At 37.4% G+C, this 22,495-nt stretch carries 20 protein-coding genes; 7 read left to right on the top strand and 13 right to left on the bottom strand.

The genetic code is table 11. The features are described from left to right. Nucleotides 1–616: 616 nt before the first annotated feature. Complete coding sequence (locus tag AMS59_RS03750; RefSeq protein WP_053482417.1) at nt 617–1,939, bottom strand: D-serine ammonia-lyase; 1,323 nt, start codon at nt 1,937–1,939, stop codon at nt 617–619. Further along, a complete protein-coding gene (locus tag AMS59_RS03755) occupies nt 1,929–2,402 on the bottom strand; it encodes a YaiI/YqxD family protein (RefSeq protein ID WP_053482418.1) in 474 nt (157 codons plus the stop codon). The genes AMS59_RS03750 and AMS59_RS03755 overlap by 11 nt, the downstream gene beginning before the upstream one ends. A 187-nt stretch (nt 2,403–2,589) precedes the next feature. Between AMS59_RS03755 and gdhA the strand changes: the two genes are divergently transcribed. The 3 genes from gdhA (at nt 2,590) to AMS59_RS03770 (ending at nt 5,656) form a co-directional block, all read left to right on the top strand. Then, nucleotides 2,590–3,963 carry an NADP-specific glutamate dehydrogenase gene (gene gdhA, locus AMS59_RS03760; protein WP_053482419.1) on the top strand — a complete coding sequence of 458 codons (1,374 nt, stop codon included), beginning with the start codon at nt 2,590–2,592 and terminating at the stop codon, nt 3,961–3,963. A gap of 186 nt (nt 3,964–4,149) precedes the next feature. Next, the gene (locus AMS59_RS03765; RefSeq protein ID WP_053482420.1) at nt 4,150–4,836 is read left to right on the top strand and encodes a phosphoribosylaminoimidazolesuccinocarboxamide synthase; all 687 of its coding nucleotides are present in this window, start codon (nt 4,150–4,152) and stop codon (nt 4,834–4,836) included. Nucleotides 4,837–5,014: 178 nt separating this feature from the next. Beyond that, nucleotides 5,015–5,656 (top strand): YIP1 family protein, encoded by a 642-nt coding sequence (locus AMS59_RS03770; protein ID WP_053482421.1) that lies wholly within the window; start codon nt 5,015–5,017, stop codon nt 5,654–5,656. Nucleotides 5,657–5,725: 69 nt separating this feature from the next. Here the strand turns inward: AMS59_RS03770 and AMS59_RS03775 are convergent, their stop codons facing one another. The 9 genes from AMS59_RS03775 to AMS59_RS03815 all read right to left on the bottom strand — a co-directional run bounded on the left by AMS59_RS03775 (nt 5,726) and on the right by AMS59_RS03815 (nt 16,261). Continuing rightward, nucleotides 5,726–6,928: an NADP-dependent malic enzyme gene (locus AMS59_RS03775; RefSeq protein WP_053482422.1), complete on the bottom strand. Its 1,203-nt coding sequence runs from the start codon at nt 6,926–6,928 to the stop codon at nt 5,726–5,728. 423 nt (nt 6,929–7,351) lie between these two features. Then, nucleotides 7,352–8,182, bottom strand: a complete 831-nt coding sequence (locus AMS59_RS03780) for an MBL fold metallo-hydrolase (protein WP_053482423.1) — start codon at nt 8,180–8,182, stop codon at nt 7,352–7,354. A gap of 53 nt (nt 8,183–8,235) precedes the next feature. Continuing rightward, entirely contained in the window at nt 8,236–8,784 is a 549-nt protein-coding gene (locus AMS59_RS03785; RefSeq protein WP_053482424.1) for a hypothetical protein, read from the bottom strand. Next, complete coding sequence (locus AMS59_RS03790; RefSeq protein ID WP_053482425.1) at nt 8,777–9,874, bottom strand: hypothetical protein; 1,098 nt, start codon at nt 9,872–9,874, stop codon at nt 8,777–8,779. The genes AMS59_RS03785 and AMS59_RS03790 overlap by 8 nt, the downstream gene beginning before the upstream one ends. Next, nucleotides 9,871–10,116: a sigma-70 family RNA polymerase sigma factor gene (locus AMS59_RS03795; RefSeq protein WP_053482426.1), complete on the bottom strand. Its 246-nt coding sequence runs from the start codon at nt 10,114–10,116 to the stop codon at nt 9,871–9,873. Before AMS59_RS03795 ends, AMS59_RS03790 begins: the two co-directional genes overlap by 4 nt. Before the next feature lie 81 nt (nt 10,117–10,197). Then, nucleotides 10,198–10,383: a hypothetical protein gene (locus AMS59_RS03800; protein WP_053482427.1), complete on the bottom strand. Its 186-nt coding sequence runs from the start codon at nt 10,381–10,383 to the stop codon at nt 10,198–10,200. Between the two features lie 136 nt (nt 10,384–10,519). Further along, nucleotides 10,520–11,329 (bottom strand): sulfurtransferase, encoded by an 810-nt coding sequence (locus tag AMS59_RS03805; protein ID WP_053482428.1) that lies wholly within the window; start codon nt 11,327–11,329, stop codon nt 10,520–10,522. Between the two features lie 10 nt (nt 11,330–11,339). After that, the gene (locus AMS59_RS03810) at nt 11,340–14,951 is read right to left on the bottom strand and encodes a dynamin family protein (RefSeq protein ID WP_053482429.1); all 3,612 of its coding nucleotides are present in this window, start codon (nt 14,949–14,951) and stop codon (nt 11,340–11,342) included. Nucleotides 14,952–15,646: 695 nt separating this feature from the next. After that, nucleotides 15,647–16,261: a pyroglutamyl-peptidase I gene (locus AMS59_RS03815; RefSeq protein ID WP_053482430.1), complete on the bottom strand. Its 615-nt coding sequence runs from the start codon at nt 16,259–16,261 to the stop codon at nt 15,647–15,649. Between the two features lie 571 nt (nt 16,262–16,832). Here AMS59_RS03815 and AMS59_RS03820 point away from each other — a divergent pair. The 4 genes from AMS59_RS03820 to AMS59_RS03830 all read left to right on the top strand — a co-directional run bounded on the left by AMS59_RS03820 (nt 16,833) and on the right by AMS59_RS03830 (nt 20,118). Beyond that, entirely contained in the window at nt 16,833–17,288 is a 456-nt protein-coding gene (locus AMS59_RS03820) for a chemotaxis protein CheX (protein WP_053482431.1), read from the top strand. Nucleotides 17,289–17,645: 357 nt separating this feature from the next. Next, nucleotides 17,646–17,768, top strand: a complete 123-nt coding sequence (locus tag AMS59_RS26610; protein ID WP_255349996.1) for a hypothetical protein — start codon at nt 17,646–17,648, stop codon at nt 17,766–17,768. A gap of 210 nt (nt 17,769–17,978) precedes the next feature. After that, nucleotides 17,979–18,470 carry a cytochrome c oxidase subunit II gene (locus AMS59_RS03825; RefSeq protein ID WP_053482432.1) on the top strand — a complete coding sequence of 164 codons (492 nt, stop codon included), beginning with the start codon at nt 17,979–17,981 and terminating at the stop codon, nt 18,468–18,470. Then, nucleotides 18,457–20,118, top strand: a complete 1,662-nt coding sequence (locus AMS59_RS03830; protein WP_053482433.1) for a b(o/a)3-type cytochrome-c oxidase subunit 1 — start codon at nt 18,457–18,459, stop codon at nt 20,116–20,118. The genes AMS59_RS03825 and AMS59_RS03830 overlap by 14 nt, the downstream gene beginning before the upstream one ends. A gap of 57 nt (nt 20,119–20,175) precedes the next feature. Here AMS59_RS03830 and AMS59_RS03835 read toward each other — a convergent pair whose 3' ends face one another. Continuing rightward, nucleotides 20,176–21,672 (bottom strand): carboxypeptidase M32, encoded by a 1,497-nt coding sequence (locus AMS59_RS03835; protein WP_053482434.1) that lies wholly within the window; start codon nt 21,670–21,672, stop codon nt 20,176–20,178. A 136-nt stretch (nt 21,673–21,808) separates the two neighbouring features. Further along, the gene (locus AMS59_RS03840) at nt 21,809–22,480 is read right to left on the bottom strand and encodes a response regulator transcription factor (RefSeq protein ID WP_053482435.1); all 672 of its coding nucleotides are present in this window, start codon (nt 22,478–22,480) and stop codon (nt 21,809–21,811) included. Nucleotides 22,481–22,495: the final 15 nt, after the last annotated feature.

The following is a 22,495-nucleotide window of genomic DNA, read 5'->3' on the forward strand; positions in this document are numbered from 1 at the left end:
AACACATCACCAACAAATCAATAAAAAGTTTCTTAATTGGCAATTGCCGTTTTACTTTCATAAGCCTTTTTCACAACATTTGTAAGCGCCAAATACTACACATCTTCTAATGAAATAAAACACGATGTGATGTTTTGAATAAATTTGCGATTAAATTAATCAATTGTGCCTTGGCATAATTGCGTCTGGAATCGGCTTTGTGCTTAGGCCTGTGTGAGGGCCGACACGACGTCGGTCATTTCGGTAATGCCACAGGACGTGGCGTTTTTACCGATGCAGGTCAGTTAGCAGTTATCGCATGGATGCGATGGTTTTAGGCTAACATCCCCTAAGAACTCCTTTCCGATTCCATGACATCCGCCGGAGGCTTTAGGCCAACATGATGTTGGTCACTCAGTCGTCGCCACAGGACGTGGCGATCTTAGACTGAGTTCTTCTATTTCAGCGGGCGTTTGGACACCCGCTGAAAAATAGCTTACATTCGCATTCATCTCACCACCTATAGAGGTGGGAGACTTCTGCTGAAATAAGTTAAAAGTAATAAACGCAAGAATGTTGATTCCGATAGCATTCTTGCGTTTTCTCTTTAATTAACTACCTTAATCTTTAATTCTTGCTACTTCATTACCTTTGCCATGTATTCCTCACGCATTTCCACCGGCACCATACTTCCACCTGTCGCCCATACAAGATGGGTAGCTTGCTCCATCTTATCAACTAAATCATGCTTTTCTAAATAACTTTGTCCATTTTTCATTAACTGAATCGGTCCGAACATCCCTGCATGCGCAGATGGCTCTAAAAATAGACCTTCCGAATCCATCGCTAAACCGAGAGACGTAAATAATTCTTCATCTTTCACTGTATAACAGCCGCTAATATATGTTTCCATCACTTTACCAACAAATTTTGATGCACGACCAACAGCAAGGCCATCTGCTTCAGTTTTATTATTAAGACCGATATCTTCTACACTGATCTCATCATGTAAACCAGTCATTAAGCCAATTGTCATACAAGGGGATGCTACGGGCTCCGCGAAGAAGATATGGGCATGCTCTCCAAAAATTTCACGTATGCCGTAGGCAACTCCCCCCGGTCCTCCACCTACACCACACGGCAAATAAACGAACAATGGATGGGCTTCATCCACAGTAATATTCGTCTTTTCAAACTGTGCTTTTAAACGCTTCGCCGCCACTGCATAGCCAGCAAATAAGTCCTTTGAATTCTCATCATCAATAAAATGACACATAGGATCTTGTTCAGCCTCTTGACGACCTTTTTCTACGGCAACGCTATAATCAGCCTCATATTCAATAACTGTCGCACCTTTTTCACGCAACAATGCTTTTTTCCACTCTTTTGCATCACTCGACATATGTACAACGACATTAAAGCCGAGTTTTTTGCCCATAATGCCGATACTTAATCCTAAATTACCTGTAGAACCTACGGCAATAGTGTATTGCTGAAAGAACGATTGAAAGTCCTCTGTTGCTAATACTGCATAATTATCCTCTATTGTTAGTTTGCCACTAGCGATTGCAAGCCGCTCTGCATGCCTTAATACTTCAAAAATACCACCACGGGCTTTAATAGAGCCGGAAATCGGCAAGGCATGATCGCATTTTAAGATAAATTGACCTGGTATTAAAACATCAAATTCCTTTTCAAGAGCTTTCTTTATTAAAGATATATCTTGTATAGATGATTCAATAAGTCCTTTGCTTTCCAAAAGCTCTGGAAATGCTACAATTAAATAAGAAGAAAAGCGTTGAAGTGTTTCTTCCGCATCCTCCACTTCCTTCATTGAAAAAAGATTTGTCTGTGCCTGATCTTTTCGATTTGTATTTTCCCAAAGCACAGTATCATGATTTGCTAGCTCTTTTAGTCTCGGGAATTGATTCAATAGTTCGTGTTTAAGTTCATTTTTCATCTTTAGATTCCTCCATTTTTTTAGCTAAAATTGCTCGTTCACAAATTTGTCGAAATTTCAATTCGAACGAAATATTGTTTTCTTGTGTTCGTTTTTTAGGTCCTCTCGTACGTCCACCAGCACGTCTAATTTTTTGTCCAACATGGCGCATTTCGAGCAAACGTTCGATATTTTCATTGGACATCTCTCGCCCATTTTGATCGATTGGATAACCTCCTCTTGCCAAAACCATAGCTGCTAAACCGTAATCCTGTGTAATGACAATATCATGCTTTGAAAGCGCATTCACAAGCGTAAAATCAACCGAATCTGGACCCTTAGGAACCATAATTGTTATTACATTATCACGTTCGATACGGTGGGATGTATCGCAAAACAAGATTGTTTCAATCTCAAACTCAGATGATATAGATAGCGCTAAATCCACGACTGGACAGGCATCAGCGTCAATTAAAACCTTCACAATAAAGCATCATTCCTTTCTCATAATTAGATAGATCATTCACATCTTTATTATTTCGATATAACAAATTCCCCCTTTCATTTGTTCAATTTTTCACAAACTTAAGACTGTTGGAAAAAGTATTTTATTGAATAGTGCGAAAAATAGATATACGATACAAATATCAAATAACTGGAGGTTTTTTACTATGACAACTACAACTGTAAGCAACGAACAATTAGCAAAGGAATACGTTGATGGCGTATTCGAACAACTAAAACAACAAAATAGTTATCAAGCGGAGTTCTTACAAGCAGCTGAAGAAATTTTTATTTCATTAGTGCCTGTATTTGCACAACACCCTGAATATATTAAAGCCAATATCTTATCTCGTATCGTTGAGCCAGATCGTATCATTTCCTTCCGTGTAGCTTGGCAAGATGATAACAATCAAGTTCAAGTAAACCGTGGTTACCGTGTTCAATACAGCAACGTAATGGGGCCATACAAAGGCGGTCTTCGCTTCCACCCTTCCGTAAATGAATCAATTATCAAATTCTTAGGCTTTGAACAAATCTTTAAAAATGCTTTAACAGGCCAACCAATCGGTGGTGGTAAAGGTGGTTCAAACTTCGATCCTAAAGGTAAATCAGATTCAGAAATCATGCGTTTCTGTCAAGCATTCATGACTGAATTATACCGCCATATTGGTCCAGATGTCGATGTTCCAGCAGGGGATATCGGTGTTGGAGCTCGTGAAGTTGGCTATTTATGGGGCCAATACAAGCGTTTAACAAAAGCAAACGAATCTGGTGTATTAACTGGTAAAACTCCTGGTTATGGTGGTTCTTTAGCCCGTAAAGAGGCAACTGGTTATGGTACTGTATATTTTGTAAATGAAATGCTAAAAGATGTCAACGATTCCTTCGAAGGTAAAACAGTTGTAGTTTCTGGTTCTGGTAACGTTTCAACATATGCTATTGAAAAAGCACAAGCTTATGGCGCAAAAGTTGTTGCTTGCTCTGACTCTTCAGGCTATGTTTACGATCCAGAAGGTTTAGACCTTGATGCAATTAAAGAAATTAAAGAAGTAAAAGGCGATCGTATTTCCACTTACTTAAACTATCGTCCAAATGCTACATTTACAGAAGGCTGCACTGGTATCTGGACGATTCCTTGTGACATCGCGCTTCCATGTGCTACTCAAAATGAAATTAATGGCGTTTCAGCTCGTACATTAATCTCTAACGGTGTAAAAGCTATTGGTGAAGGTGCAAACATGCCATCAGATCTTGAAGCAATTAACGAATTCTTAAATGCGGGCGTATTATTCGGTCCTGCTAAAGCGGCTAATGCCGGAGGTGTTGCTGTATCTGCTCTTGAAATGGCGCAAGATTCAAGTCGCGTATTCTGGTCATTTGAAAAAGTAGATGCTAAATTACATGAAATTATGAAAAACATTTACGCGGACAGTAAAGCAGCTGCTGAAAAATATGGTTACCCTGGGAACCTTGTAGTAGGCGCGAACATCGCAGGCTTCATTAAAGTTGCTGATGGTATGCTAGCTGAGGGCGTATATTAATACTAATTTAGAATCCTCTTAATCTACCGTAAGATGATAACGAATATTCGTTATCATCTTATTTTTCGTTAGAAATAAAGTTAAATACCATAAAAAACAACTCTTAAAACGAACATTTTTACTATTAAATATTTAAAATATTCGTGTTATAATATTAGAATACTATGAAATATTGGAGGGTTTTTTGTGGAATTATTGTATACAGGTAAAACGAAAAATGTGTTTCAATTAGAAGATGGTCATTACTTATTAAAATTTAAAGATGATGTAACTGGTGAAAACGGCGTATTCGACCCAGGTGCTAATACTGTTGGATTAACAATCGACGGCGCTGGTTTAGCTGGACTTCGCTTAACTTCTTATTTCTACTCAAAACTAAACGAACAAGGTGTTCCTACTCACTATGTTGATGCAAACTTCAACGATGCAACAATGACAGTAAAGCCTGCAACTGTTTTCGGTAAAGGTTTAGAGGTCATTTGCCGCTTCAAGGCAGTAGGCTCTTTCCTACGTCGCTATGGTGCTTACGTGAAAGAAGGACAAGACTTAGATTCTTTCGTAGAAGTTACCATCAAAGATGATGATCGACTAGACCCTCCTATTTCTGAAGATGCTTTAGCCATGTTAAACCTGTTAACACATGAAGAATACGCAATTTTAAAGCAACGTACAATTGAAATTGCTAAATTTATTGCTGTAGAGCTTGACAACAAAGGGTTAACACTTTATGATATTAAACTAGAGTTTGGCCGCGATGCTAAAACAAATGAAATTTTATTAATAGATGAAATTTCAGGTGGTAATATGCGCGCTTACAAAGGCGAACAATACATAGAACCATTAGAGCTTGAAAAAATTATGTTAGCTGAATAAAAAAACATTCTATTAATATGCCATGCCTGACTAGATACGAGTAATCAAAAAGAGTCGCTTTCTTGCGGCTCTTTTTGTTGATAAGATGGTTATTTCTTTTTTCGAAACTTTTTATTGGATCACTCGTATACTAATTATACGCATAATGCATTTATACTATTATTTTGGAGGTAATTTAATGGATAACTTTAATGAAACATCACGAGAAAGGCTAAAGGTTAATCCATTTTTGTCTATTTGGTTGCATCCAAAGCAAACAACCCGTTATATGATAGAAGAAAAATCAATAGGCTTTGCGATTCTTCTTATGTCAATTGGTTATATTGGTGTTACACTTTCAGACCTTATTGATAAGATATCTTTGATACAATGGTCTCCTTGGCTTATCGCACTAATTTGTGTTATTGTATCACCGATTTCAGGAATAATCGGTACGGCTTTTGTTGCACTAATCGCTTGGCTGTTCGGTAAACTGTTTAAAGGGACAGGTACGTACTCACACTTATTTAAAGGGTTAAGTTTAACTGCTATTCCATTTATAGTACTTATTCCTTTTTATTTAATTTGGTTATTTACATCACCTGAGTCTTTAATGGACCCTGACTTCGCTGGACCTTACCCTTGGATTTTTTGGCTAGCCATTTTAGTAACACTTGTGATTGGTATTTGGTCAATCGTCATTACTATAGGGGTTGTTGCAGAGGCACATCAAATAGCCAATTGGATGGCCTTCTTTACAATCTTAATCCCAAGCATTATTTTCTTCATCTTAATCATTATTCTGATTATTGTTCTCTTTTCCGTTTTGGCATTTTTATGATGTAAAAAAATCTCCCTCTCTCTATGAGTGGGAGATTTTTTATATTCACTGAATGGTCGATTTTCCATTTTAAACTGAAAGGACTGTATTTTGTTGGAACAACTCCGACACACCTGACTCAACAGCTGCACCACTTACAGCTTGCGAAACAATTTCAACAACCCGCTCATCTAACGATTTAGGTACAATATATTCCTCTGTTAATTCCTCATCACTTACAAGAGCGGCTATTGCTTCCACTGCAGCTATTTTCATCGCCTCATTAATATCTGTTGCTCGCACATCCAATGCCCCGCGGAAAATACCAGGAAAAGCAAGTACATTGTTAATTTGGTTTGGATAATCGGAGCGTCCTGTCCCCATAATACGTACACCCCATGCTTTGGCATTTTCATACGTAATTTCAGGATTTGGATTTGCTAGTGCAAACACGACTGGATCTTCATTCATTGAAGCAATATGTGCTTCTGTTAATAAATTGGCTACAGATACGCCGATAAAGACATCAGCACCTTTAATGGCATCGTCCAATGTTCCATGTAATTTTTCTGGATTTGTTAAATGGGCAACCGTTTCTTTAATTGGATTCATACCTTCAGCGCGACCTTCATAAATGAGACCTTTTGTATCGCACATATAAATATTTTTATAGCCCATTTGCACAAGAATACGCAAAATAGCAATACCTGCTGCTCCTGCACCATTAATGACGACCTTCATCGTTGCCACATCTTTTTTCACAATACGATTGGCATTAATCATCCCTGCACCTACTACAATTGCTGTTCCATGCTGATCATCATGAAATACAGGAATATCACATTCTTGGCGCAGACGATCTTCAATTTCAAAGCATCTCGGCGCTGAAATATCTTCTAAATTTACAGCACCAAAAGTGGGAGCAAGCGCCTTCACAATGCTGACGATTTCATCCGTATTCTTCGTATCTAAACAAATAGGAAAAGCATCAACATTGGCAAAACGCTTTAATAAAATAGCCTTCCCCTCCATTACTGGTAATGCTGCCTTCGGACCAATATCCCCCAACCCTAATACAGCCGTACCATCCGAAACAACCGCTACCATATTACCTTTCATTGTATAGTCGTAAACAAGTGATGGATTTCTTTCAATCTCTACACAAGGCGCAGCTACCCCTGGCGAATACGCAAGACTTAAATCATATGAATCTTTCACAGGCACCTTAGAAATCACCTCTAATTTCCCACTATAATACTCGTGCATTTCTAAAGCCTTTTTCATAATATCCATTCAATCCCATCCTTTTCTTTTGAATTATTATATATTCCAGAATCATAATACTTTGTGAAAGTAAAGTCAATGAATTTTCTGTCAATTTTATTTTCTCTACGAAATAACGCCATTTATTATCATTTAAATCACTTCTTCGTTTTGTTATTAACTTCACAATCAATTATTTTGATATAATATATGCATCAGTTTGGTTTATAAAAAATGTACGAATACCGCCATTAAGGCTGCTCAACTTTTCACATAGTATTTTTCTTGTGTAAATGAGAAATTTTTCACAAACGAATGTAAGCGTATCCATTATTCCATCTGATTCCGTCACATTTTCTCCATATTTTTTCACAAAGTTTTTTATTATTATGTATCCTCAAGTATTCTTTTTTACTTTTTGCATCCCTCGATTTCAAAGCAAAAAAAGAGCCCTTATTTTAAGGACTCTTGCGTAAATTGATTGATAAAAGCGGTGATAATATGTTTGGAAGACCACTGTTCTCCCGATACTTTGGTAATAGGGTAATCACGAGAAAAGATTGATTTTGTCATTTCTTCTACCGAATAACCTTTATCAAATAATAGCCTTATATTGCTCTCCATTTCTTCTAAATAAGCAATTTTTTCTTGTATTTTTGCTCGACCATCCGCTAGAAAGCCCGCATGACAGCAATAAACTACTTCAAAATCATAGTTTAATATTTTCTTCAAAGACGCCAAGGTATGTACGATATTTTCTTCATCAAGGACAACCTTAGTTTTCGTCTGTATATACAAATCACCTGTAAACATAGCACCTGTTTCTCGATTGTAAAATGATAGATGATCTGTCGTATGCCCTGGTGTTTCGATAACGTCCCATGTAGCTGAATTCGTTTGGAATGTATTGCCTAACGGTTGAGCAATAAATGCTGGTCGTTCACCCCATAATGCCTGGCGATAAAAAGGATACTCTCCATCCTTTGCACAAACATTTACCGAATCACGATGTATATAGATAGGTACATTTTTATGTTGCTGAATCCATGCTGCATTTCCTGAATGATCCTCATGAGAATGAGTGAGCGCCAATTGTTCAATCTGTATTTCGTTAAAAAAGGATTGGAACTCCTGTGAAAGTGAGTATGAGCCTGTATCAATTAGTAATCCATCCACAAAAAAGCTATAAACACTCATTCCAATCCCCTGAATCGCCACTTTACCGTGAGCACATTGTACATCACGATTTTGTCGAATTTCTATACTTTTCTCTCGTTTAAACATCCTTTTGCCCCCTTTGTAAAAAGAGTGTAGCATAAAATGAATAACCAGTCATTTTATGAATACATCACAACTCGCATCGTTGATTTAATACTCTTTCTCAAACTATACAAAAGGAAAAGTAAACGTAGATTGACGATAACTATTAAAACAACTCCTATTATTAATAGAGAGACCATCTCAAAATATTTTATATTCATTAGAAATGTCCAGCTTGCGGTAACACAAAGTACAATCCTCATATATTGTTTGATAATTTTTGCAGTAGAATCTAGCATATTATATTGTTTCTCAATTTCTACTAAAATTTTGCCGAATTCCAAGATAATGAGTAAATCAACACTTACTGATAACACTAAGTACCATGTCATTGGAAAGGATACAATATTTGCAATTAGAAGTATGAGCCCTATGAAAATAAAATGTTTGGCCAATGATTTACCTTTGAAATAAGATAAACTCTTCATAAATGCTAGATAAATCAATAATTGCTGCACATAAAAGACATATGGATATACAAATAAAAATACTAGTTTTAAGAATAGAGCAATCGTTAGCCACTTTAATAATTTCAATTGCCGATGCTTTTCTGCCAAATCAATCATATTTCTCAATCTCCTCTCTTATTTTTGGAATATTGAATGATGCTTCTCTATGCATCCATATCGGTAACATCCCATCTGGACCACTAATACCAACCTTCGCATGTACATCCATTCCAGAATCATTGAACTTGAATGAGATTAATACTCGCTGTCCCTTTTTCACAGCAATAGGAAAATCCTTTTCCGTATATACAATTTCATTGACTTTCATTTCTGTAAAACTAATACTTCGATTTAATTTTTCAGGTATATTTACTGTATCGAACACCACATCCTGTGTCATAACAAAAGTTACTGTTTCGTCACCAGCAAAACTACCAGATGTCCCTACAAAGCCCTTTAGCTCTTTATCTGAATGGTCAAAATTTATTTGCAATGTCGTCGGTAATTTTTCACCATCATCAAGCACCAGAAATACTTCTTTACTTTTAATCAGTGTCTGTATCTCCTCTTTATTTCCAACAAAATAAGCTTCGCGCATGAACTGATGAGATCCTTCATTCGTGACACCTTCTGGAAAATTTAAAATTCCTTTATTCTCCACTTCACCATAGTACCTGGCTAGTAACGTTAGATTGTCTACTTGTAAATGTTTCACAAAACGTTGGTCATTTTTATTTGTAATGTAATGGATTGTAAAGCCATAGGTCTCATTATTACTATAAAAGTCTTGCACTAGTGGGACCGTGATGGGTCTAGGCAATTGATTTTGCAAATAAAATGCACTATTACCGAGTAAAAGCGTCATAATGAAGCCCATTGCTATACTCAACTTGTTATCAATCCCTTTTCGAATTGCCATTTTCGCAATAAAAATAGTCATGATCATCAGGAAAATGGCAATGCTCCAATACAATATAGGTGAAGATAGACTTTCAACTAATAAACCGCTCGACTGCTGTTGTCGTGTATTATGCTCTCCTACACTTAAAGCTATAAAGCCTCCCGCTGCGATTGTCACAGCAACCGTCAATATTTTAGGCATCCAACGTTTAGACTTTTGTTGTGCTTGTTCAATTCCTTGTAAGCTACGTTTATGCAACGATTTCGGGATATCAATTTGGTCCAATTGCTTTTTAAAGTCGTTCATCCTTGCACCTCCTGTTCAAGCGCTTGCTTTAATTTTTTCAAAGCACGATACAAAATGGTTTTCGTAGTTCCTAGTTTTAGCTGCAAAACTTGAGCCACTTGAGATAATGTATAATCATGATAAAAACGAAGTAAAATTACGTCTTTTTCCTCTTTTGTGAGCTTTGTCATTACATCTTCCAATACCCATTTTTCTGGAATCTCTTCAAATGGCTCTTCTATAATTTCTAACTCAGCCCTCAAATGGTATGTTCTGCCCTCGCTTTTTTAGCAAATCTGTCGCACAATTAATAGCAATCCTCATTAGCCATGTTTTTATATAAGTTACTCTTTGTAATGAATGTATGTAAAGCTGCTGTAAGCGACTTCCTGCACAACATCAAGTGCATCAGCCTCATTTCCTACGTATACATAGGCCATTTTATATAGATCAATCTCAAACTGTGAAAATAACTGTGCGAACGCCTCTGCATCTCCCTCTTTTGCTCGTTGGACGATTATTTCCTGCACTATCTCACCCCCCTTTACCTATTAGAATAACAAATTCGGCTTTAAAATTTGTAAATAATTTTAAAAAATTGAAGTTCTCTTCCTCTCACTCCAAGAAAAAAACGCCCACCAAAGTGAGCGTTTCTTCTTGAATCATTTATTCATTTGTCCCTTTTTCTACATCATATTCTGTAATCCAGTCACTAAAGCTACCTACATACAGTTGAATATTTTCATAACCTTCATCTGCTAACACTGCATACAATGGTGATGCTGTAACACCGCTGCCGCAATACACAACAACACGCTCGTCTTGAGCAACCTTGCTGCGTAACGCATCATTGGCTTGTAGGCGACCATCTGACTTTAATTGCTCCCAGTCAAAGTTTTTCGCTGTTGGAATATGCCCAGCTACTATATCAAGAGGCTCCACGTCACCACGGTAGCGAGCTGCGGCACGTGCATCTAGCAACGTCGCATCGACTACTCCATCTACAATGGCTTTAACTGCTTCACGTGGAGCATATAGTTCATCACGCCAAACAAATTCAATCTTAGTCGGTGGATATTTTATAATGTCTTTTGTGAAAGATATTTTTTCCTCGAGAGCAGGTGCACCACCATTCACAATCACTACATTTGGAAAGCCCGCATATGTCAGCATCCACCAAGCACGTGGTGCAAAAGGTGCAGCTCCTTGATCGTAAACGACAATTTGATCCTCATAGTTTAATCCTAATCCTTGAAATACTGCCGAAAGCTTTTCCTTGTTTGGCATTGGATGGCGACCATTGCTGGATCCCATATCTGATAGATCCTGCTCAAGATCGATATAAGTCGCTCCTGGTGCATGTCCCTCTTCAAATACTTTATTCCCTGCCTCTTTGTTTTGTAAATCAAAGCGAGCATCTATGAAACGGACTCCATCTAACTGAATTTCCTCAACTGATTTGAATACTTTTCCCAAATGAATCACCTCATGCGTATTGTAATTGAGCGTAAATAGCTTTCCAAGAAGCTAAACGACTTTCTTCCTGAAGTGCAAGTCTTTCTGTTGCAATTTGTTCAAGTGCCTGATGGAAAATATGCAGACGTAATTTTTCCGCTTCCTCCGCAATATAGGTAATAGCCCATGTCATGAGAGAAACTTTCTGTGAATCTAAATAATTTTGCGCATCTGGTTTTGTTAATACTTCTAGCGCCTCACTTAGCTTCACTTTTTCATTCTTCTCAAAGAATGCTTTCTGATTACGGAAATGAGATTTAACACCTGAATATTTCGCGATATCTGTAAATGGTCCTTCAAAATTAAGTAAATCTGGCTCAGAAGATTCAAACGCTAAGAACGAGAAGCTACGGTTTAATTCTTTAAGTTCACGTACTTCATCTTTAAAGCGAAGTTGCATCTTCTTACTAATAAACTGTGATAAACGGAAGTTTGTTACACGCATTTCTTGTGTAAAGTCAAAGCGTAAACTTTGCATTACTTCTTTTAAAGCATGCTCTAATGCTTGTTGAACCGGCATTGCAGCAAATGTTGACGGATTGTAGCCTTCCTTAAAGAACTCAGGATAACGATAATACACACGCTGAAGAACATAATACAATAATTCATCAAGCTCTTGCTTCGTTTCACTTTCTACCATACTTGTATTTAGCGAATTGTACTTCGATTTTATATGCTGTTCAAGAGTTGTTAATTCCTCTAAACGATCATCCTTACGTTTTAAGTTCTCTTCTGTTTGCGCAATTAAGTCACTTAAACGTTGCTCCGTTTTATCGACTTCCTCTGCAAGTGCCTGAACAGCCAATGCACTTAATTCATCATTTAAGAATGTGTGGAAGGCATCTTCGAACGGTGGCATACCTGATGTTAAATTAGCACCCTCTACTTTCTCCTTTAATGCCAATAAGCTTGACACACCGTAAAGTCGAGGGAAGCGAATGCCAAAGCGTTGTAATTCTGAACGTACATAGCCTTTTACATCTTCCTGCTCTTCTTCTGTTGTCGCTAAATCAATCGCATTGACGATAAAGAACATCTTATCAAGTTCGAAAGCATCCTTCACACGCCCTAGCTGGATTAAAAACTCACGGTCAGCTTTAGCAAAAGCATGATTATAATAAGTAATAAACAAGATTGCATCAGCATTACGAATATATTCAAACGCAACACCTGTATGACGCGCATTAATAGAATCTGCTCCTGGTGTGTCAACAAGTGTCACACCCATGCGTGTTAACGGACTATCATAATAGAAATCAATATTATCGACAAAGCATGATTTATTTTCCTGTGCAACAAATTTTTCGAATTCTTCACGGTTAACTCGTAATACTTTTCCAAGCTCAGACTTAAATGTTGGGAATCCTTCTTTATAGGCACGAATAAATGATTTATGCACATTTAAACGTTCGTCCGATAGCTGAACCGCAAGTCCTTCATCTGCACGACTAAATGCTTCCTCTAAAGAAGACACTGATAAACCAACTGCTGCGTATGAAGCTTGAATATCCTCTAGCATTTGGTCAGCTGTTTTTAACAGTACATCTGCTGTTTCATGCGGATGCTCTGGTGTCACAGGACGAATTTTATTAATAGCCGCTGTTGTAGGGTTTGGTGATACAGGTAAAACTTTGGCACCCATTAACGCATTAGAGAATGAGGATTTTCCTGCACTAAATGCACCGAAAAGCGCGATTGTGAAATCCTTTTTCTGTAGTCGTTCTACTTTATTTTCTAAGTAAGTTGCTACTTCCGCAAAGCCTTGTACATCTTTTACCGAGTTTGCCGTATGAAGTGCACGATTAACTACACCTTCAATAGGAAGGCTTGTTGCACTAATTGCTTGCTGTGACTCTTCCTGTTGTAACGCTACCTCTTTTGGCTTTAACATCGATTCATCAAACAATCGAATATCTGCTAAATCTTGCTTAAAGCCATGATCCCAATTTGCAAGCTGTTGATTTGCTAGCTGACGTATTTCATTGCTTGCCTGGTGCATAATACTTGCACTATATTGCTGATAGCCCTCGATTTCAAGCACCGCACGAATGGCATCAACTTTCTCTTGCATCCCTGCCATTTTTAATTTAGATGGAGCAGCTGTTTCAGTAGCCACCGCTTCTAAAGTTGTTGCTTGTGCATCCTTCCAATTATCTGTTTCTTGGATATAGTAACGTTTAGTCGCCTCTGCCACACGGTTGGCAAAATTCAACACAGCATCTCCCGTTAAAAGTGCGCCAACTTGGACTTGCTGCTCAATAAGTGAGAATGGTAATTCAAAGGCGTAGGCATCAATAACTGTAGCACGTTCTTCATTTAATGCACCTACATCCTTTATCACCTTTTTCATTAACCCTTTTAAATGTCCTGTAATCTGTGCATGCACAACATTTTGATAGGCGCTATAGACATCCTCTTTGCGGCGGTTACGCTCTTCCTCTGTTTTTTTCTTAGCTGTAAACAGGCCACCTACCTTGAAACCATCCTGCTGACTTTCTAAATACAGACGTAATTTATCACGTAAATCTGCTGGCATAATGGCTGCATTCGCAAGAAGTTCTTTACGTTGATCTTCAAACGTTTCATTCCATGCCTCAACTGAGAACAATTCAACTTGACGATTTAACTTATTATACTGCTCTAAAATATCTTTATGGTTTGCCCAGTCATCGGCACTTAATACATCTTCATCGATGTCTAAACGATCTTGTCTTTCTTCCGTTAAATAATTGTCATGCTCACTTTGTAATAAACGCAGCGTATTTGATGCAGTCTGTACAAGTTGATCCTGCCAATCATTCATACTATCCATAACGATTTTCTTTACGACCTCAAAATCGTTATTAGGGTGCTCAGGCTCTCTTAATGAAGTGAAAAATATGCCCTTAGGTACTACGCCCCAAGCTGCAAAGGAATTGTGAACTGTTGCTTTAAATTCCTCAAAGCTTAATTCACTTTCATTATGCTTATCAATCATGTTAACGATTAAATAAACGTTTGGATTGTACTTCATTAATTGCTTTGTAAATTGAAAATTCAATTCTGATTGCACGTGATTGTAGTCCATTGTATAAAATACGATATCAGCAATATGAAGGGCTGACTCTGTTGACATACGGTGTGCATCATCTGTCGAGTCGACACCTGGCGTATCCATAACAGTAACGCCTAGTGGTAATGACGATGTGCTATGACCGATTTCAATTTGTGATACTAGCTCACCATTTTTACTAAGCTCTTTCACTGTTTTAAAATCATAGCCTGCTTCAAATTTTACTGGCTTTTCATTGTGCATATAGACAATCGCAAAATCTTCGTCTGATTTATGGACTTTGACGATATTGGCACTCGTCGGAATAGGACTTGCCGCAAGTAAATCTTCACCTGATAACGCGTTAATCATACTCGATTTACCAGCAGAGAAATGGCCAGCAAAGCCAACAACATATTCTTTTTGCTGTATTTTACGTGCAAAAAGTGATGTCTTATCCATTCGCTCTGTATCACCATTATGCTGATAAATTATGTATTGTAATGAGGCTTGCTTTAATAGCGCCTCCAACTGTTGTTCAAAATCTTTCATAAAACCTGTAACCCCTTTATTTATATTAATCAATTTCGCCTTGGCGTATTTGTTTTTGTCTGTGCGAAAGCGAAGCGACAGCAACACAACACGATGTTGGTCACTCAGTCATTGCCACAGGACGTGGCGTTCTTAGACTGAGTTCCTCTATTTCAGTCTTGTTTGGAAAGGAACTATATCCGCATTCATCTTACCACTACAGAGGTGGTAGTTTTTCTGAATGAAGATAGTCATAATTAGTATTCTACCTTATTCGACAAGCAAAGTATAACACTAATTTACTTAAAAAAGCATATATATAAGGGTTTCAGACGCCATATTCATCCATATCGTCCTGTTTGATCTAAAAAATAAAGCATTACTCAGGCATCATCAATATGTAGGATTGATTTTTGTTCCGGCTGGGCGCTTTTCTAGGGCGTTAGGCTAACACGATGTTAGTCACGAAGGTGTTATCACTAGACGTGATGGTTTTAGCCTTCGTTCCCCTACTTGCTTGATCCAAGATCTCATCTGTGATGCAAATCCCCAAGGAGTCACGCAGCCTCCTATGCTATAAAAATCTGATAGTTATCAACACTTTCAACAAGGCTTTGTTGTAGACTTTTTTTCAGAAAATGTACTATGTAAAAATTTTTTCTTCATTAAATGCCAAACGATTTGTATGTTGGCTAATCCACATCGTATGAGGAAAATCAATCATTCGTTGCACGAATTGTCTCCTCGATACAGAGCCTAATAGAAGCTATTAAATCTTGAATATTCCATCCCGGTATTTTTCCATGCTGAATCGCCAAATCAAATGACGCAGGAATATGAATAAATCCAGCACGGACCCCTTTATGTTGCTTCGCGTAAACTAGCCCTTCATACATAATATTGTTGCATAAATAGGTACCGGCCGTATTTGAAATTTCCGCTGGATACCCTTCTTCGCATAATCGATTGACCATATTTCTAATAGGTAAATTCGTAATATAGGCGTCTACACCACCATCATAAATGCTCTCATCTACTGGTGTATAACCATTATTATCTTCTTCACCATCTTTAATATTAATCGCAATTCGCTCTGGCGTTATTTTAAAACGTCCTCCAGCTAATCCTAATGAAATAATGATTTGTGGCTGTATCTCAGCAATATATTGTTTCAGTTGCTGAGCAGATTGTTGAAAATCTACGGACAAAATGCGTCCTACAATTTCATAGTCATCCATCATTTCTCCATGTAAATTTTCTACAATTTGCATTGTTGGATTCATTTTATACTCAAGAAATGGAACAAACCCTGTTAATAATATCTTTGTCATTGTCTTCACCTAATTTCTATAGGACTTCGCTTGATTGTCCATCTATTTTCTGGTCATACTGTAACTTAAATGACTGCCTGATGAAGGAGCGAATCCATCACTTACCACATTGTATTGATATACTGATTTCTTTCATTCTACAAAAAAACAATTCGCATTCACAATATATTCCAGAAAAAAACAAACATTTTTTCTCTTTATTGCAACGAAAGTATTAAAGATAATTATTATTCAAAAAAAAAGCATGATCTCAAAGTTACTCGGACCATGCTCTACCAGTATAAAAATTAATATCCTCTTATTTTAAATGTGCAGTCGTCTGTTTCATGACGTGTGTTCCCACTCCAATATAGATAACCACTGCCGCTCCAATAAATACGAATGTCATCACTGACCGCTCCTTTTTATATAAATATTTGTATTAGAAAAGACTTAAACGTTCTTTTATTGATTTTGAAAATCATTCTCATTAATATAATATAAAATTCCCATTAATTCGTCAAGACATACTTTCATATTACCCATTTAACATGGTAAGATGTAGAAAAGTCGGAAAAAGGATGCGGTAATGATGAGTAATTCGAAGTACTTTCAAACTATTTTAAACGGGACAATTCACGCTTTAAAATCGATCTTACCTATGGATATAGAGGTGAAAACGCCTAGTATTATTTCTGAACCATTTCAACAACAACAAATGGGTGTGTTAATTGGTTTAATAGGAGATTTAAAGGGCCGTGTAATCATTGATTCCACTCCTGAAATATTCAGTGGCATCGGTAGTACGATGTTTGGTATGCCTCTTGAAGGAGAAATGTTGGAATCCTTTACAGGGGAATTTGGAAATATGATTGCAGGAAATTTATGTACTACCGTAGGACAAGAAAGCTTAGAAATTGATATCACACCGCCAACAGTGATGGTTGGCACTACAAAGTTATATGGCTTTGATAAGGCATTTGTACTCCCTGTTACAATTCCAAGCGTTGGTCCACTGACAGTCCTTTTAACGATTGAGGAAGAATAGTGTTCTAGAATATCAGACTGTTCCAAATGATATATCCTATGCCGAAACATCAAACATTTATGATTACACTTTATCATTCTCTTTCCTTAACGGAGGATGCCCCATAAGGCTCAAGTCTAAATTTCAATAGTAAAATTTCTTGAAAAATAAGAGATTTTAATAAAAATTACTCCAATTTTAACCTAAAAGTGGCCATCTCAATGACTTTTGAGATGGCTATTTTTTATCCCCTCCTCAATTTTTCACATTTTTTTCACATAATTCGCCAAGATGTGTGATTTTTTTCACATCAAAAAGAAATTTATTTATATATCATGGCAATAAGAAAGACACAATTAAAGCGTAGGAGGAGCAAAAATGGCAAATAAAAAAAAGTCAGATGAAAATTTAAAAGGTTCACTCTATGCAGTATTTGGAGTAGGAATCATCATTATCTTGCTTTGGGCGTACTGCTTCGATTTGTTCATCAATCGTTTTTAACTTCTTTCAGCAAATGTCCACCTCTATAGGTGGTAGCTGAATGCGGATTTAAGCTACTTTTCAGCGAGTATCCAAACGCCCGCTGAAAGAAGTTAAGCCTCCGGCGGATGTCACGGAATCGGAAAGGAGTTCTTTGTGCACGTACAAAGCCGATTCCAGATGCAATTATGCCGAGGCATAATTGATTCTACTAAGAAAGGACAGAGACATATGCACTTACATAAGTATGAAAAATATTGGCTTGTGTTTGGGGTTGCTACTTTAGTAGCATTCCTTATCATTCTAGGCATCGGTGCATTCCATCAAGGCTCACATCCGAACAATGGTAAAAAAACACTAGATTATGAGAAAGTAACAGAGTTTGCCCCCTTCGATAATCCTGGTGTTCATAAAGTAGAAGGTAAGGATTGGGATTATGAAGTGGTTGTTTTAGCATCAGCATTTAATTACAATCCTCCAGAAATTGAAGTTCCACTTGGAGCTAAGGTGAAATTTATCGCAACTAGTGCAGATGTAATGCACGGTTTTGAAGTTGCAGGTACAAATATTAATATGATGCTTGAACCAGGTTACGTTTCTGAATATGTAACTACAGTAAATAAAGAAGGAGAGTTTTTAATCGTATGTAATGAATACTGTGGTACAGGACATACGATGATGCACTCTAAGCTAAAGGTGGTGAAGCCAAATGAGTCTCAATAATAATTTGACAAAAGTGGATCGTCGTGATGCGAAGCTAGCAATGGCCCATATTTACGTGGCATTCATCGCATTGTTATTAGGGGGTCTTGCAGGTTTATTACAAGTTTTCGTTCGTTCTGGACAATTTACATTACCAGCAGGCATTGGTTACTATCAAGTTTTAACCGTACATGGTGTTTTACTCGGTCTTATTTTAACAACTTTCTTTATTTTTGGTTTCCAAATTGCCAGCGTTAGCCGTACGTCAGGGACTTTTTCAGATGGTCAACGTCGTCTAGGCTGGATTGGCTTCTGGTTAATGACTATCGGTACAGCAGCAGCTGCAACAATGGTTCTACTTAATGAAGCATCTGTTTTATATACGTTCTATGCCCCATTGAAAGCTCACTGGATATTCTATTTCGGCCTTACTTTAGTCGTTGTTGGTTCTTGGGTTGGCGGCGCAGGTCAAGTTTTACGATATGCACAGTGGCGTAAAGAAAACAAAGGTAGCGGACAACGAAGCCCATTACTGTCATTTATGGTTGTTGTCAACAATTTAATGTGGTTCGTAGCAACTCTAGGTGTAGCTGCTTCTGTTCTATTCCAGCTACTTCCATGGTCCTTAGGCTTTATCGAACGTGTCGATGTAGCACTATCCCGTACATTATTCTGGTATTTCGGTCATGCTCTAGTGTACTTCTGGTTATTACCAGCATACATGATTTGGTATGTTATTATTCCGAAGGTTATTGGTGGAAAAATTTTCTCTGATTCTTTAGCAAGACTGTCATTTATGCTGTTCTTAATTTTTTCTGTACCAGTTGGGATCCATCACCAATTAACAGAGCCAGGTATTGATGGCACATGGAAATTCATACAAGTTGTTTTAACATTTGCCGTAATCGTACCATCCTTAATGACTGCCTTCTCGATGTTTGCAATGTTTGAATTACGTGGTCGTGAATTAGGTGGCAAAGGGCTTTACGGCTGGTTTAAAAAATTACCATGGAAAGATGCTCGTTTCTTCGTGCCATTTATCGGTATGGTAGCATTTATTCCTGGTGGCGCAGGCGGTATCATCAATGCTTCTTACCAAATGAACCAATTAATCCACAATACTATTTGGGTTACAGGGCATTTCCATTTAACGATTGCAACAACAGCCGTATTAACTTATTTCGGTGCGGCATTTTGGTTAATACCATATTTAACAGGTCGTACACTGACAAAATCTTTAAACAATCTTGGTAATTTTGCCGCTATTTTATGGGCTACTGGTATGACGATTATGTCTTCCGCTATGCATATCGCTGGTCTGATCGGCGCACCTCGTCGATCCGATTATTCTGAGTATGGCGGTGCTCAACAAGCTTATGATTGGATTCCTTATCAAATCGCTCAAGCTGTTGGTGGCACAATCCTGTTCATCGCTATCTTACTGATACTTTATATTGTGGTGAAATTAGCATGGTTTGCTCCAAAAGGCGAAGAGGAATTCCCAGTGGGTGAAGTACATGAAAACGGTGGTACTACTCCAGCTATCTTAGAGAACTTCAAAGTATGGCTTGTTATTTTAGTAGCATTAATTTTATTTGCTTATACTATTCCAATTATCGATATTATTTCTAATTCTCCTCCTGGCTCTAAAGGCTTTAAGCTTTGGTAACAATTTTTGCATCATCATAAAAAAGCGATTTCTCTAGCTGAGAAATCGCTTTTTCCTTTAGAGCTGATACAGCTTCGTATACTTTTCTTGTAAATAGTTTGCTAAATATTTGGCGTTTAGGCCTTCCCCTGTCGCTTTCTGTAGCAATTCAAATGGCTTTTTCAGCGCACCGTATTGATGAACTTTGTCCGTTAACCACTCTCGAATTGGAAGAAGCTCACCTTTTTCTAACAACTCATCAAAGTTTGGAATATCTTTATCCATTGCATGCTTCCATTGTGCAGCGTAAATCATTCCTAGAGCATAGGATGGGAAATAGCCAAACATGCCCCCTGACCAGTGCATATCTTGTAGTACCCCTTTTGCATCTGTTTCAGGACGAATGCCTAAATATTCCTCGTATTTATCATTCCATACTTGTGGAAGATCCTTTGCTTGAAGATCGCCATTGAAAAGGTCACGTTCAATTTCATAGCGAATCATAATATGTAATGGGTATGTTAACTCATCTGCTTCAATGCGAATAAACGATGGCTCCACCATATTAATAGCTCGCAGGAAATCAGCTAATGCTACATCTCCAAATTGCTCAGGTGAATACTTTTGAAGTCGCTCGTAGTTATGCTCCCAGAACTTTTCGTTTCTACCAACAAAATTTTCATAAAATAAAGATTGGGATTCGTGTATACCCATGGAAGTACCTGTTGCTAACGGTAAACCATCAAGCTTCGCATCGATATTTTGTTCATACATGGCATGTCCACACTCATGGATTGTTCCGAAAATTGCTGAGCGGAAATCATTTTCATCATATTTCGTTGTAATACGATTATCTCCATGATTTAAGCCAATCATAAATGGATGTACACTTTCGTCTAAGCGACCTGCATCAAAATCATAGCCAAGTTGTGCTAACATTTCTAATGATAATGCTCGCTGTGACTCACGAGGGAAATGCTTAAATAATATGCTTGTATCTGGTTTATTTGGTGAAGCTGCGATTTTTTGCACAAGAGAAACGATTGTTTCACGTAATTCACCAAAAACTTGATCTAATACATCAGTCGTCATATCCGGTTCATATAAATCTAGTAATGTATTGTACGGAGAACCGTTTTTAATACCCCAATATTGAATGAATTTCTTCTGCCAGCTTATAATTTCCTCTAAAAAAGGTAAGAACAAAGCAAAATTATTCGTTGCCTTTGCTTCTTCCCATGCTGTTTCCGCTTTAGATTGTAGAATGACGAATTCCTTATATTCATTAGCCGGAATTTTTTTATTTTGATCATACTCTTTACGTACTTCCTCTACTAAACGAAGCGTGACATAATCGAGATCTGACTTTTGTCCCTCTAGATCCGTTAGTAATTGCCCTAACTCTTCACTAGTCTGCATGTCAAATAGGGAAGCAGATAATGTTCCAACTACCTCTGAACGTTGAGCTAACCCTTTCTTAGGTGCCCCCGTACGCATATCCCAATAAATCACACTTAATGCTTCTCCGTAGTGTTGCATTTTTTTCACATAGTCTGTAAATTGTTGTACAGTCATACTTCATCCTCCTTTTCACGCTACTAGTTTATCATATTTTCGAAAATTTTGTATATTGTGGACTTTATAGTATTTTTTATAGTAATAGTAGTTGTTCACAATTTTTTAATTTGTTACACCTTTAACCTTAGTTTATCTACAAAACTATTCTATTGCGAATAGCATATACAACAGCTTGCGTTCGATCCTCTGCACCAATTTTCTGTAAAATACGGTGAACATGCGTCTTAACTGTACTCTCACTAATGTGAAGCACTTTGGAAATTTCTTCATTTTTTAATCCGAACGCCATTTGTTGGAGAACTTCAAGCTCACGTTCGGTGAACATCTCAAACATCTCTATTTTTGCTTTATTCGTTTCAACATCCTCATTCGCCGATTTAATCGCTTTGGCCATAACCTTTGCAGCTATAGAAGTACGAAAAATTGCTTCTCCACGGTATGCGGCTCTTATTGCATCAATAAGTTCATCTGGGGTTGCGTCTTTCAGTAAATATCCTACTGCACCTGAACGAATACCATCATAAACATATTCTTCTAAATCAAACGTTGTAAGTATAACCACTTTTATATCCGAAAATGCTGTTAAAATCTCACGAGTTGCTTCAATACCACTCTTTTCTGGCATTTGAACGTCCATTAATACAACATGAGGAACAGTACTCTTTACTAGATTTACAGCTTCATGCCCATTTGCTGCTTCACCTACAACCTCCATATCTTCTTGAGCTTTTATTATGTAGCTCAATCCATGCCGTATTAACATTTGATCATCCACAATCGCTACACGAATTAGATTATTCTTCATATTGCTTCACCTTTC

It is taken from the genome of Lysinibacillus sp. FJAT-14745 (genome assembly GCF_001275675.1).
Classification (GTDB): Bacteria; Bacillota; Bacilli; order Bacillales_A; family Planococcaceae; genus Lysinibacillus.

What these genes read in the sequence shown, in the direction of transcription:
- AMS59_RS03750 (WP_053482417.1), bottom strand. Translation starts at nt 1,939, where the DNA reads ATGAAAAATGAACTTAAACACGAACTATTGAATCAATTCCCGAGACTA.
- gdhA (WP_053482419.1), top strand. Translation starts at nt 2,590, where the DNA reads ATGACAACTACAACTGTAAGCAACGAACAATTAGCAAAGGAATACGTT.
- AMS59_RS03770 (WP_053482421.1), top strand. Translation starts at nt 5,015, where the DNA reads ATGGATAACTTTAATGAAACATCACGAGAAAGGCTAAAGGTTAATCCA.
- AMS59_RS03775 (WP_053482422.1), bottom strand. Translation starts at nt 6,928, where the DNA reads ATGGATATTATGAAAAAGGCTTTAGAAATGCACGAGTATTATAGTGGG.
- AMS59_RS03780 (WP_053482423.1), bottom strand. Translation starts at nt 8,182, where the DNA reads ATGTTTAAACGAGAGAAAAGTATAGAAATTCGACAAAATCGTGATGTA.
- AMS59_RS03785 (WP_053482424.1), bottom strand. Translation starts at nt 8,784, where the DNA reads ATGATTGATTTGGCAGAAAAGCATCGGCAATTGAAATTATTAAAGTGG.
- AMS59_RS03790 (WP_053482425.1), bottom strand. Translation starts at nt 9,874, where the DNA reads ATGAACGACTTTAAAAAGCAATTGGACCAAATTGATATCCCGAAATCG.
- AMS59_RS03810 (WP_053482429.1), bottom strand. Translation starts at nt 14,951, where the DNA reads ATGAAAGATTTTGAACAACAGTTGGAGGCGCTATTAAAGCAAGCCTCA.
- AMS59_RS03815 (WP_053482430.1), bottom strand. Translation starts at nt 16,261, where the DNA reads ATGACAAAGATATTATTAACAGGGTTTGTTCCATTTCTTGAGTATAAA.
- AMS59_RS03820 (WP_053482431.1), top strand. Translation starts at nt 16,833, where the DNA reads ATGAGTAATTCGAAGTACTTTCAAACTATTTTAAACGGGACAATTCAC.
- AMS59_RS26610 (WP_255349996.1), top strand. Translation starts at nt 17,646, where the DNA reads ATGGCAAATAAAAAAAAGTCAGATGAAAATTTAAAAGGTTCACTCTAT.
- AMS59_RS03825 (WP_053482432.1), top strand. Translation starts at nt 17,979, where the DNA reads ATGCACTTACATAAGTATGAAAAATATTGGCTTGTGTTTGGGGTTGCT.
- AMS59_RS03830 (WP_053482433.1), top strand. Translation starts at nt 18,457, where the DNA reads ATGAGTCTCAATAATAATTTGACAAAAGTGGATCGTCGTGATGCGAAG.
- AMS59_RS03835 (WP_053482434.1), bottom strand. Translation starts at nt 21,672, where the DNA reads ATGACTGTACAACAATTTACAGACTATGTGAAAAAAATGCAACACTAC.
- AMS59_RS03840 (WP_053482435.1), bottom strand. Translation starts at nt 22,480, where the DNA reads ATGAAGAATAATCTAATTCGTGTAGCGATTGTGGATGATCAAATGTTA.